Here is a 12754-nt window from a genome sequence, read left to right as displayed (position 1 = left end):
ACTTTCTTCAGTACGCTGCCACTTGCACAGCGCCCCCTTACCGTCTGCGCTTCGTCAAAAATACGAAGCTACCCATCGACGCACTTACAAGCAGCAAAATAACGAGAGCAAGTGGCACTGCTGTCCCTTCGCCACCTAACCCAACTAACGGTGCTGCTGCACCTCCGAAAATAAACGATAGCATACCAAGTAATGCTGAAGCACTTCCCGCCGTTTGCCCTTGATCCTGCAAAGCTAATGAAGTTGTCGTTGCTGAGATAACACCGATACTCGATACAACTAAGAAAAACGCAATAATGACAACTGGAAGACTAAGCTCCAGTAGCGCTGCAATAAGCAGCAATACTGCTCCTGACATAGCCATCACTAGTCCGCTGCCTAGTAGCTTTCTTGCTTCGATGCGTCCTGCTAAGCGGCCAGCAACTTGACTGCTCAAGATGATCCCGATTCCGTTCAATCCAAAGACAAAGCTATACATGCGCGGTGACACTCCATACATTTCTTGCAATACAAATGATGATCCTGAAATATACGCGAACATTGCCGCCATCATTAGCCCAGATGTCATTGCATACCCCATAAACACGGAGTTGCTAACTAGACCCCTGAACGTTCGAAGTGTATTCCCTATCCCTCCAGTTGAACGTCGTTCAGCCGGTAACGTTTCCTTAAGTCCGAACAAAATCGCAGCGAGCATTAACAGCCCCGACACACTCAGAACTGCAAAGACGCCTCTCCAAGAAGTGAACGTTAAAATTTCCGCTCCTACAATTGGAGCAAGTATTGGTGCTGCGCCATTTACTAACATTAACAGAGCAAAAAACTTTGTAAGTTCTACTCCAGAATATAAATCCCGTGCACTTGCCCTGGCAATTACAATTCCCGCCGCTCCTGCTAACCCCTGCACAAAACGAAGTGCTATAAACGTCCAGATCGTAGGAGCGATAACACATAATAATGAAACGATAGAATAGATCGCTATACCGATTATGAGTGGCATTCTCCGTCCACGAACGTCACTGATTGGACCTACAATTAATTGTCCAAGTGCAATACCAAGTAAACAAGCAGTTAAACTAAGCTGAGTAACGGACGCCGATGCTCCTAGTTCACCTGCAAGTGCTGGCAGCGCTGGCAAATACATATCGATGGAAAGTGGTCCAATGCTCGCTATGGTACCTAATATAATGGCGATCCATAGTCTTTTCGAACGATGCATTGGATTAGAACTTGAAATAGACTGAGCTGCGTTCTTCGTGATGATCCCTTCTTTCTTCATTAAAGCTACTCTAAAATTATTAGTATAATTCTAACTCCGATATTCCATGTTGACAACTATTTACGTATCTCTCCCCTCATCTTTACATTAACGAATTCTACTGGGCGCAATTTGGACAAATATCTGTTAGAATGGATGTTGCGAGTCATAAACCGGAGGTTATTTACTTGGACTATATCGTATTAGATATTGAATTTAATGGACGTAAATTTGCAAGCGAACTTCCGATGGAAGTGATTGAAATCGGTGCGACTAGACTAGACGCTTCCCTTCAGTTTGTAGATGAATACACTGCTTTTATTAAACCGGTGTATTTTGCTAAGCTGAATCATTTTATACAGAAAAAAACCGGCATTCCTCAAGAGTCTATTGACACTGCTGCAAACTTTCCGAAAGTGATCACCGACTTCTTAGGGTGGTTAGATCGTAGTGAGAAAGTTCTGCTCGTCACTTGGGGTGGTGAGGATATGAAACGAATTATTTTGGATACACGCATGCATAAGCTTGATGATGCTTACTGGATGACTACCCCCTATTTCGATTTGCTAAAAGGTTTCCTTCGTGTCAAAGGACTAACAAATGATGTTAGTGTGGAAGGTGCCCTGAAAGAGTTAGGACTATCATCTGAAGGTGCAGCCCATAGAGCGCTTGATGACGCTAGAATGACAGCAGACATTTTCAAAAGTGTATTTACAGAACTCGACTTCAGTAAAACGCAATACTACAAAGACATGTACACGAACGCTAAAGAACGAAGACTGATCAAAAATGCAATTCGTCTGCTTCGCTCACAAAAGCTGGAGCCAACATGGGAATCGTTTGTAGAGCATGTATTAAAAGATAAAGTTTCTTTGGAAAATCCGAAAAAAGCTGCGGAGATGCGAAGTTATTTCGAAGCAGAATTAGTGAAGAAGGTAGAGTCTACTCCACGTCCTCCTAAATCCAGCAACACGAATCAAGACGAACCACACCAATAAGTCGGGAGAATCAACGTCATGAATCGCAGCATGAAAAGCTTCACTGGGTATGAACTGTTATACATTGTTGGGATTGTTGCGATTTCCTTCTCCTCTATCTTTGTTAGATGGTCAGATGCAGATGTCGCAGTCATCGCTATGTATAGACTCTATTTAACGAATCTATTGCTACTACCACTAGTTTGGAAGTATCGACACGAATTATTTGGTTTAACACCACGCCAGTGGGGACTAATAACAATATCTGGCATCATGCTTGGCTTACATTTCCTACTATGGATGGCCTCTCTTAGTTATACTACTGTAGCAAGTTCGACTGTCATCCTTACACTTGAGCCTCTTATGGTTATGCTTGGGTCATATTGGATTTATAAAATAAAAGCAAACAAGATGATGTTATGGGGCATGGGTATTGCAATTGCAGGTTCCATTGTTATAGCAGCGGGTGATTTCAGCTTATCGGGCAAAGCACTACTCGGTGATGCCTTGTCCTTCTTTGGGACAGTAGCAGTTGCTATTCATATGCTTATTGGTAAAGGACTTCGAGAAAACATGGGCGCCTTTGCCTATAACTTCTGGGTATTTTTTATCGCTGCTACAGCATTAGCTATTTATAATGTGTTTAAAGGCAATGCTTTTACAGGTTATGAAGCAAATGAATGGGGTATCTTCTTCCTGCTTGCTCTCGTCCCAACCTTGTTTGGACACTACTTATTTAACTGGCTACTAAAATATATGAATGCTACTGCAGTATCTATGGCTGTACTTGGTGAACCCGTTATCGCTTCGTTGCTCGCTTGGATACTACTCAAAGAATCATTAACCGGCTATCAATTAGGTGCTGGAGCGTTCATTATATTTGGGGTTTGGCTGTTTATTCGATACGGTGTAGACAAGCCAAAGGCTGCTCCTACTCTATCGGCCAATTAAACTTTACTTTGACAAGATCTAGTCGTAAAAGGTATAATTTTCTGTGAATATTCATAAAGGATGGACGTGTTACCTTTAGAGGGCATTAGTTCAAGAAGGGATGTTGTTCTTGAGCTATGCTCTTTTTTTCTTACCATAAAATGGGGTGTTGGGCAAAAGATGAGTTACATCCAGCGAATTGGCCGTTCATTAATGATTCCCATTGCAGTTATGCCTGCTGCTGCCATTTTGTTCCGATTCGGAAAGATCGAATTTGATCATCCTTTCCTTATTAAGTTAGCCGCAATTTGCGAGGCAGCCGGGGGGGCAATCTTTGACCATCTCCCACTACTATTTGCTATTGGAATAGCTATTGGGTTAACGCAAGGTCAAGGTGTTGCAGCATTGTCCGCTGCTATAGGTTATATGGTCTTTCAAGAGGTCATGCGTACGTTCGAAGTTGTACAAACTAATGATTTAGCAGATACCAATGTTCAAATGGGCGTACTTGGAGGCTTAATAACTGGGGGAATAACCGCCTATCTCTACAATCGGTTCAAAGATTTCCAGTTGCCTCAAGCGCTTGGTTTTTTTTCGGGAAGGCGATTCGTACCTATCATCACCTCTTTAACGATGACCGTTCTTGGCGGCACATTAGGGTTTATATGGATGCCCATACAAGACACTATTCAAGTGTTCGGCTTATGGCTTGAATCAACCGGCGGGATAGGAACTTTCCTCTACGGCACCATTAACCGCTTGCTCATCCCTACCGGACTGCATCATATCATTAACCATATCCTTTGGTTTCAAATTGGTGAATATGCTGAACCAGGTGGCAACTTTGTTCAAGGAGATCTAACTCGTTTCTATGCTGGAGATCCAACTGCTGGAACGTATATGACTGGTTTTTTCCCTGTTATGATGTTTGGTCTACCAGGTGCTGCTTTTGCAATGATTAAATGTGCAAGACCAGAAAATCGAAAAGTCATTATGTCGATCATGTTAAGTAGTGCCTTTACCTCCTTCCTTACTGGAGTTACAGAACAAATTGAATTCGCTTTCATGCTGCTTGCACCTTTCCTGTTTGTTGTACATGCCTTGCTAACAGGCTTATCGATGACGATTATGTATATGTTAGAGGTCAAGATGGGATTTGGATTTTCAGCTGGTTTCATTGATCTTGCGATCAACTGGAACGATGCCTCTAATCCATGGCTGATTTTCCCTGTTGGACTTGCTTACTTTGTCATTTATTATTTTACTTTCTATTTTTCTATCCGCTACTTCAATCTTGCAACTCCCGGCAGAATACCGGATATTCCAGACCGTGCAGCTCAAGTTTCTACTTCTATGAATTCTCGTACTATGCCGATATCACGAAACACGAGTCCTAAATTAATGATCCAAAAAGCCGTCGATGTATTGGAATTTATCGGTGGTACTGAAAATATAGTAGAAGTTGATGCCTGTATTACTCGTCTTCGCTTAACGTTAAATGACGCAGGTATTGTACATGAGCATGGACTTAAAGAACTAGGAGCCGCCGGTATCATTCGAATCGGCAAAGATAGCGTACATGTTGTGTTCGGCACCGACTCCGAACTTATTAAAGAAGAAATTCAAAGGCTGATTAGCCAGAACGCAATTGAAGCAAGGGGGTTAGGTGATGGCCGCAATTGATAGAAGGATTATCCATGTACTTTCCAACAATGTCGTGATGACCAAACTATCCTCAGGCAAAAATTCTATTGTGTTCGGCAAAGGAATCGGATTTAAGAAGCAGCCTGGTATGAATGTTTCAGAAAAAGAAATTTCACAGGAGTTTTTATTGCACACTATGGAGACGATTGAACATTACGAGCAAATTCTAAACAATGTCGACACTCGCATTGTTGGTATTACCGAAGAAGTTATCGCTATGGCACAACAACGACTAGAAGGTGAATTTTCGGAAACGATTCATGCTGCCTTAGTCGATCATATTAATTTTGCAATAGAACGTTGTCGCAGAGGTGTTCTCATAACTAATCCTTTTGCCTATGAAATTAAAATGATGTACAAAGATGAGTATGATGTCGCCACCGAAGCAGTTAACTACTTGAATCAGAAATTAGATGCTCAGTTTCCTGAGGATGAAATTTCTTTCCTTGCGATGCATTTCCACGGTGCACGCAACCGAGAACGTGGTACAGAGACACTTGCTGTCGTACGCTTAGTAGCAAAAGTAATGGACGAAGCTAAAGCAATAGGCTTACAATTTAACGATTCCTTCTCCTCCGTACGGTTTATTTCGCATCTAAAGGGATTAATCGACCGAGTCAGAAAAGAATCCCATATTAAAAATCCGTTATTACAAAAAATTAAGATCGAATATCCGCAATCCTATAAATATTCATTAATCCTTTCTTCAATTCTCGAAGAACAGCTCAAAAAGGTCGTTCCAGATGATGAAATAGGCTTTCTCACCCTTCATATTGAACGACTAAATCAACGTGAAGGGATTTAAAAATTGATTACTTTCACAGAAATGAAAAATAATGATTGACATAAAAGTAAATATTTAATAATATTGCATCGTAAAACAAAATACCGACTGACGATAATGTGTTACCGCAAGGGCATTAGTTATCGAAGCTATTTTCTGCTTCGTTTCTAATGCTCTTTTTTGTTTTTCTTGAGAGGGGGATCGTAATCACATTTGAGACTGTGAACGTAAGTGAGGTTTAGATCGTTTGCAATAAGATGTTAAACAATTAAAAGCTAAGGGGAGAATAAAACGATGAAAAACGTCAAGAAAAAATCAGTATTCGTTACTTTGGTTTTACTACTTGCAGTTAGTATGCTTGCAGCGTGTTCAGGTGCAAATAAAAATACAGAAAAGCCAGTTGCTACCGCCACACCAGCTAGCTCTGAAACAACAGCAACAAAAGAGCCAGAAGGAACCCCCGCAGGTCTTACCGGCGAATTCGAAGTTCAATACTTTGTTGGCGGCTATGGTGATAAGTGGTGGAAACATGTGCTCGCTGAATTCCAAAAAGCTAATCCTGAATTAAAAATTACGGAAACAGCTGGTTCACAAATTAACGAACAAATGAGACCTCGTTGGATTCAAGGATCTCCTCCAGACTTTGTTTACATTGACGGAGCAGGCTCCAACGAAGCACAAATGGTTACTGACAACCAACTACTAGACCTCACTTCATTCCTAAAAGAAGCAAAAAACAAAGATGGTAAAGCTCTTCTTGATATCGCTATCGGTCAACCAACAGATTATTCTGGCAAAAACTTCACAATGCCTCTTGTATTCGGATCATGGGGAACTTTCTATGACAAAGCATGGTTCGCAGCGCAAGGCTGGGAGAAACCAACTGACTTCGAAAGTTTCCTAGCTGTCGGTGAAAAGATTAAAGCAACTGGCGTATCTCCTTACATCCACACTGGCGTATACCCTTACTACATTAATGGCGGACTACTTAACTCCGCAATCGTATCTGAGAACGGCGGAGACGGCTCCATCATCTCAAGAATGGCTAGTTTAGAAGAAGGTGTATTCAAGAGCGAGCCGATTATGAAAGCATTAGACAAAATCGTGCAATTGCGTGATAAAGGCTTCATAGACCCAGGTTCTATCGCACTAAACCATACTGATTCTCAAATGGCTTTCCTACAACATAAAGCAGCTTTTATCCCTAACGGACTATGGCTTGAGAACGAAATGAGCAAAGATGTTCCAGCAGGTTTTGAGTTCGATTTTATCCCTTCTGTATTGCAAGACAAAGGTGAAAAGTATGTTGCAATCCCTTACACAGCTTCCGTTGCAATTGCTGAAAAAGCAAAAAATCCTGAAGCAGCAAAAGCATTCCTACAATTCATCTTTACAGAGCAATTTGCTGTAGATTGGGCTGAGATGACTGGCGCAATTATGAACGTAAAAGCTGATCTTGAAAGTTCTTCAGCTGGTCCTGTCGTTAAGACAGCTATGAAATACTTCAATAGTCCAGACCTAGTTGTAGCACCTGCACTTATCGTTAACGCAGATGTAGAGAAAGCGCTACAAGATGGTATCATCGCATTGCTTGACAAACGTATTACACCTGCTGAGTGGGGCGAGCGTATGGAGAAAGCAGCTGCAGCTGCTAGGAAATAATTAAATGAACAACAAGCAGAGGTGGAGGCTCCCTCCTTCCTCTGCTTGTATTATGACTTTCAAGGGGCGTGTGAGCCATGACAGCCAAACCAACATCCTATCGACTGAGACGTGCCTTGTTTATACTAGGCTTTATTTTACCGACCTTCATCTTGTTTTGCTTCTTGACTGCTTATCCACTACTTAAGGGGTTATACATAAGTTTCTTCAAGTGGTCCGGTTATTCAGGAGATATGACATTTATCGGTATTGATAATTATAAGCGTCTGTTTCAGGATGAAATTATTGGTACAACTATTTTCAATGATTATTTCTTGGTTATCGGAAAGGTTGTATTAATCCTTATTATTGCTACTTTTCTAGCAGTCGCTTTAACACGTTTAAATATAAAACGTTCTGGACTATTTAGAATTATTCTCTTTTTCCCTAATCTAATTTCTGTCGTCGTAATTGGTGTGTTATGGAGATACATCTACAATCCTTCAGACATCGGATTTTTGAATGCCTTTCTTTCATTGTTCTCAAGTGACCCCGTTACTACCGTTTGGCTTGGACAAACAAATACGGCTATGTGGTCAATCCTTGCACCTGCCGTATGGGCTGGTATTGGCTTTTATATGATTTTATTGATGGCCGCAATTATGAATATACCTGAGTCGCTATACGAGGCGTCTAATATCGACGGTGCCTCCAGATGGCATCAGTTCAAGCATATTACTATCCCCCTAATCTGGGAGCAAATGAAAGTATCCATTATTCATATCGTTATAACGACACTAAACGGTTCATTTATTATCATTTGGCTAATGACAGAAGGTGGCCCGGACAACTCAACTCAAGTTATGGGTTCCTATTTGTACCAAATTGGCTTCAAACAATATCATATGGGTTACGCTTCTGCGATAGGTGTATTAATCCTTGTTCTTACACTGACTACATCGATTATATTAAATCGCTTAATGAAGCGTGAAACCGTGCAGATGTAACCATTTTTTCGCGCGAAGCATCCTTTGCTTTATACCATTTTAGGAGGCAGCCATCATGAAACTTACGAAAAAAGAGTCCTTGGTCACGTGGATTGTCCGCTTGCTTCTACTTCTGTGGACGGTAGCAGTCGTATATCCTTTAGTTTGGACATTACTTTCTTCATTAAAGAACAATAAGCAATTCTATGGAAACAAACCTTGGTCACTGCCTGAGTTTCCACTTCAATGGTCAAACTTTTCTTACGTATGGACCGAATACAAATTTGCTGGTTACTTTTTCAACTCCGTAGCTGTTACTGTTGCTAGTACAGCGCTTGCTCTACTATTGTCCGCTATGACAGCTTACGTTATAGCTAGATATCCGTTTAAAGGCAGCAATTTCTTGTATTTCATCTATATCTCGGCCATGATGATTCCTATTATTCTTAGCTTAATTCCACTTTTCTTCCTACTTGATGGTATTGGACTTACAAATAATCTACTAGGTCTAATTCTTGTTTATGGTGCTGGCGCACTACCTTTCGGTATATTCGTTTTAGTTTCCTTTTACAAGTCTTTACCTAAAGAAATGGAAGAGGCTGCCGCTATCGACGGTAGCTCTGAAGCTGGTACCTTCTTCCGTATTATGCTCCCTCTTTCCAAACCGGGTCTTATTACAGTTGCAATTATGAATGTATTAACAATTTGGAACGAATACATCCTGGGAACAATCATTATGAACGATCCGATGCAAAAGATTTATACTTTACCAGTTGCAATTGCAGTTATGCAAGGTGAGATGCAATATCGAACAGAATGGGGACCATTATTTGCGGCGCTAGTTATTTCAATGGTTCCAATTATCATCGTCTACTCCCTATTCCAGAAGCAAATTACAGGTGGAATAACTGCCGGAGCTGTAAAATAATAATTGTTGAACGAATAAAAACATCACCTTGCGTAGGATTCGCTGTATCGCACAGCTCCTTTCGCAAGGTGATGTTTTTTTAATATCTATCTGACTTAAAGTCCCTTGGCTTCTCAAGCGGTATCCGAATAGAAACGGTTGTCCCAATTCCTAACCTGCTAAATATACTAACACCGTACGTTGCCCCATAGTAGAGTTTAATCCGTTGGTTTACATTTCGTATGCCATAACCAACATTCGTACTCTCTTCAGGGTCCTCCATTTGTTGCAGAATCGATGCACTTATGCCTACTCCATCGTCAATTATTTTAAAGAGAATATGATCTGTCTCAAGTGTACCTACAATTCTAATATGAATACGGTCAGCGCACCACGCATGTTCAAGTACGTTTTCAATAAATGGTTGAATAATTAGTTTGATCGTTGTGAATCCCAATATAGCTGGATCGATATGATAGCTAATTCCCATACGTTCTTCATACTTAATTTTTTGGATATTCACATAGGCATTTGCTTGATCCAGCTCATCACTTACAGGCATAAGAATTCGACCCTCATTTAGGGACAATCTGTAGAATTTGGCTAAATCCATAACCATTTGTTGCAACTTGTTCAGTTCACCAAACTTAGCAAGTCGATTAATCGATGACAACGTATTGTACAAAAAATGCGGATTAATCTGAGCTTGTAACATATCTAATTCTGCTTCTTTTTTCTCAAGATCGGCTACATACACTTTATGTATAAGTTCACCAATGTTTTGACCCATCTCATTAAGTGCCAATGAAATTTGACTAAACTCGTCATTGCCTTTGAAATTAATACGTTTATGGAAGTTTCCTTCCTGGAAAGAGTTTAATACAGAAACAATCTTATTTACTTTTCTAGAGAAATAGTTCGACATTAACGCACCCGAAATTAAAAAGACAAATGCGAATATAAGACAAATAACAAATGTCAGAAGTCTAACTTCCTTAATCTTTTCCTCATAGATTGTATTTGGAATTACTGCTGCTATAGTCCAGTTTAAACTAGGAATGTTTTTTTCAATGACCATATGATCTGCAAAATTCTCTGCATTCCATACACCATTAACACTTGTTTTTGAATCGCCAGAGCTCAACATAATTTGTTTATTTTCATCGACAACATAGATCGAAGCACTATTTCCAATCTTCGTATGATCTATAGTATCAAACAAATCAGATAAATAAACACTTTGTCTTAAAAAACCAAACTCTACGATTTGGCTATTAACTTGAGGATTTACTAATCGACGAATAAGTGAAATTCGATTAAATTTTTTATCGTCTTCGATTTGAACCCACTGCATCGTACTACCATACTTTTCTTCTGGGTAATTTTTATACCAATCCTTATCTTTAATTCTAGTTATTCGATATATGTCATAAGGTTTATCTAACAGTCTAAGTGGATCACCCTTATAGTCTCTATATACTTCGGGGATCAGCTTATTATGAAAATATAGCGATAACCACATGTTACTATTTGAGGCGTCTTTATACGCAACTATTTTCGGAACAAAAAAGTTGATTGTTGCTTCGTATCCTACCCATCCTTCTTCAAAATTGCGAAGTTGGGTAGCAAATGTGTTATCAAAGTAGAAAAAACTTGATACACGCTTAACATCCTCGACTTTGTAAGATACATTATCACTCATTTGAACTAACGTACCGTTAACACTACTTTCAATTTGCTCGCTGATAGACTTTAAATAAACGGAGTTTGCGAAATAGCCAATAAGTAACACCGGAATCACGATAAAGAGACAATAGGATAACATCAACTTGTAGCCAAATGGCATATATCGATATTTTCGGAATATATTCATAGTTTTCTACGGTATTCCAGTGGTGTCTTACCATGGAAATCCTTAAATTGTCTGCTGAAATAGGGAAGATAGCGGTATCCAATCAAATTAGCAATCTCATATACTTTCAAATTAGTATTTAGTAACAATTCTCCCGCCTTTTCCATACGTAGCAATGAAACATAATCACTAAAATTTGTTTTCATCTCTTCTTTGAAAATTTGTCCTAAATAGTTAGGTGAAAACGAATATTTATCAGCTACATCTTTAAGAGTAATATTTTCATGAAGTCTAAGCTTTACATCGTTTACGATATCTTGAACTAACTTCCAATTTTTCTTTTGTTTCTTTATTTGTAGTCTTTCTGATAACTCGTAAACTCTATATCGCAACCATGAATGAATTTCATCGATCGTCTCATATTGGAGCAATACATCTAAACTATTAAAATCTAGATTGAGCATTTGAAATAAATCTTCATTATTTTTTTGCAAATGCGCTTCCAACTTCATGATCAAAAAGACAGTAAAGTTTTGAATTGTGAACTTGGACCGCATATTATTAGCCATGCCATATAATAGATTGAGTTCATCATGTACTTTAACTAGCTCGTAATTCGTCATAGCCACAAGCAGTGCATCAAGTTGAATATCCAGACTCTGAACATCTTTCATCTGTGTGGATTGAACTGCTTCGTGATGAATAACTTTCCCTTTTCCATAAAATACTTTGTAGTCGAGAGCAGATTTAGCCTGCCGGAATGAATCTTTCAAATCATAAAGACTTGTCACTTTATCGCCTACTCCGATAGTAACAGTGAAAGGTGCATTTAAATGCTCTCCGCTAAGCGAATTTCTAATAGCTTCTATCTCTACACTACAGTCCATAATTAATCCTAATCTTCTGTCTGAAAGTCTGCAGAAATGATCTATGCCGAGTTCCTTACATAACGATAAAAGCACATTCCAAAAAACGCTTGATATTTCAGAGTCATCAAACGTTACATCGGTATGCTTTTGCGTAATCCAATCATCACGCTCTATAACGACTATACTTGCTGGCCACTGTGTTTTGCTAAGGTTATATTCTACTAACAGCACATCAAGCGTTTCTATATTCCAGGTTCCTTCAAGCAATTGCAATAAATACTCATTTTTCACCATCGGAACCATCCGTTTATATATGAGTTCTGTTTCTATTAATTTTTTTTCTTCATCTAGTTCTATTCGAAGCTTCCTTAACGATTCTATTAATTCATTGTCATCCATCGGTTTTACTATGTAACTGCAAGCGTTAAGTGATAGTGCCTGTTTGACATAATGAAAATCTTGATACCCACTTACAAATATTATTTTAACGTTTTCTTGAATATCCAGCGCTTTTCTTGCAAGTTCAAGCCCTGACATATTAGGCATTCGAACATCAGTTACCAATATATCAATAGATTCTCTCTCAATGATTTCACTAGCAGCAAAGCCGCTTGTTACTGCTGCAATCACTTCCATCCCTAATTCGCCCCATGGGATAAATGTTTGCATTCCTTTAAGGTCGAGTACTTCATCATCAACCAGCAATACTTTAATCATTGGTTTCATCTCCAGGTCTACAAGGCTAGTAGTAAATGATCGTGTTATCATATATTGAGTGATCTATACAATTTAAATCATACAAAAAGAGTATACTTTTGTATAGTATACTCTTTTTGTTTATACAAT

Annotated in this window: 10 protein-coding genes; 7 read left to right on the top strand and 3 right to left on the bottom strand. The window is 39.3% G+C overall.

What is annotated here, in order from left to right:
- Positions 1 to 37: 37 nt before the first annotated feature.
- A complete protein-coding gene (locus I6N90_RS14030; protein WP_197936228.1) occupies positions 38 to 1279 on the bottom strand; it encodes a multidrug effflux MFS transporter in 1242 nt (413 codons plus the stop codon).
- Positions 1280 to 1446: 167 nt separating this feature from the next.
- On the opposite strand from I6N90_RS14030, the gene I6N90_RS14025 reads away from it, so the two are divergent.
- From I6N90_RS14025 to I6N90_RS13995, 7 genes are all read left to right on the top strand, one after another.
- The gene (locus tag I6N90_RS14025; RefSeq protein WP_197936227.1) at positions 1447 to 2256 is read left to right on the top strand and encodes a 3'-5' exonuclease; all 810 of its coding nucleotides are present in this window, start codon (positions 1447 to 1449) and stop codon (positions 2254 to 2256) included.
- A gap of 18 nt (positions 2257 to 2274) precedes the next feature.
- Positions 2275 to 3186: a DMT family transporter gene (locus tag I6N90_RS14020; protein ID WP_197936226.1), complete on the top strand. Its 912-nt coding sequence runs from the start codon at positions 2275 to 2277 to the stop codon at positions 3184 to 3186.
- 159 nt (positions 3187 to 3345) lie between these two features.
- On the top strand, positions 3346 to 4848 hold the full coding sequence (locus I6N90_RS14015) for a PTS transporter subunit EIIC (protein WP_197936225.1): 1503 nt from the start codon (positions 3346 to 3348) through the stop codon (positions 4846 to 4848).
- The gene (locus I6N90_RS14010; RefSeq protein ID WP_197936224.1) at positions 4835 to 5674 is read left to right on the top strand and encodes a PRD domain-containing protein; all 840 of its coding nucleotides are present in this window, start codon (positions 4835 to 4837) and stop codon (positions 5672 to 5674) included. The genes I6N90_RS14015 and I6N90_RS14010 overlap by 14 nt, the downstream gene beginning before the upstream one ends.
- Before the next feature lie 273 nt (positions 5675 to 5947).
- Positions 5948 to 7315 carry an extracellular solute-binding protein gene (locus I6N90_RS14005; protein WP_197936223.1) on the top strand — a complete coding sequence of 456 codons (1368 nt, stop codon included), beginning with the start codon at positions 5948 to 5950 and terminating at the stop codon, positions 7313 to 7315.
- Positions 7316 to 7392: 77 nt separating this feature from the next.
- A complete protein-coding gene (locus I6N90_RS14000; protein ID WP_197936222.1) occupies positions 7393 to 8301 on the top strand; it encodes a carbohydrate ABC transporter permease in 909 nt (302 codons plus the stop codon).
- 55 nt (positions 8302 to 8356) lie between these two features.
- Positions 8357 to 9208 (top strand): carbohydrate ABC transporter permease, encoded by an 852-nt coding sequence (locus I6N90_RS13995; RefSeq protein ID WP_197936221.1) that lies wholly within the window; start codon positions 8357 to 8359, stop codon positions 9206 to 9208.
- 79 nt (positions 9209 to 9287) lie between these two features.
- On the opposite strand, the gene I6N90_RS13990 is transcribed toward I6N90_RS13995, so the two are convergent.
- Together I6N90_RS13990 and I6N90_RS13985 are read right to left on the bottom strand one after the other, a co-directional pair.
- Complete coding sequence (locus I6N90_RS13990; RefSeq protein WP_232242991.1) at positions 9288 to 11060, bottom strand: sensor histidine kinase; 1773 nt, start codon at positions 11058 to 11060, stop codon at positions 9288 to 9290.
- Positions 11057 to 12625, bottom strand: a complete 1569-nt coding sequence (locus I6N90_RS13985) for a response regulator (RefSeq protein ID WP_197936220.1) — start codon at positions 12623 to 12625, stop codon at positions 11057 to 11059. The genes I6N90_RS13990 and I6N90_RS13985 overlap by 4 nt, the downstream gene beginning before the upstream one ends.
- Between the last annotated feature and the right edge of the window lie 129 nt (positions 12626 to 12754).

The organism is Paenibacillus sp. GSMTC-2017 (assembly GCF_016019935.1).
Classification (GTDB): domain Bacteria; phylum Bacillota; class Bacilli; order Paenibacillales; family Paenibacillaceae; genus Pristimantibacillus.
This window is presented reverse-complemented; position numbering and strand designations above follow the sequence as displayed.

What these genes read in the sequence shown, in the direction of transcription:
- I6N90_RS14010 (WP_197936224.1), top strand. Translation starts at nt 4,835, where the DNA reads ATGGCCGCAATTGATAGAAGGATTATCCATGTACTTTCCAACAATGTC.
- I6N90_RS14015 (WP_197936225.1), top strand. Translation starts at nt 3,346, where the DNA reads ATGAGTTACATCCAGCGAATTGGCCGTTCATTAATGATTCCCATTGCA.
- I6N90_RS13995 (WP_197936221.1), top strand. Translation starts at nt 8,357, where the DNA reads ATGAAACTTACGAAAAAAGAGTCCTTGGTCACGTGGATTGTCCGCTTG.
- I6N90_RS13985 (WP_197936220.1), bottom strand. Translation starts at nt 12,625, where the DNA reads ATGATTAAAGTATTGCTGGTTGATGATGAAGTACTCGACCTTAAAGGA.
- I6N90_RS14030 (WP_197936228.1), bottom strand. Translation starts at nt 1,279, where the DNA reads ATGAAGAAAGAAGGGATCATCACGAAGAACGCAGCTCAGTCTATTTCA.
- I6N90_RS13990 (WP_232242991.1), bottom strand. Translation starts at nt 11,060, where the DNA reads ATGAATATATTCCGAAAATATCGATATATGCCATTTGGCTACAAGTTG.
- I6N90_RS14005 (WP_197936223.1), top strand. Translation starts at nt 5,948, where the DNA reads ATGAAAAACGTCAAGAAAAAATCAGTATTCGTTACTTTGGTTTTACTA.
- I6N90_RS14020 (WP_197936226.1), top strand. Translation starts at nt 2,275, where the DNA reads ATGAATCGCAGCATGAAAAGCTTCACTGGGTATGAACTGTTATACATT.
- I6N90_RS14000 (WP_197936222.1), top strand. Translation starts at nt 7,393, where the DNA reads ATGACAGCCAAACCAACATCCTATCGACTGAGACGTGCCTTGTTTATA.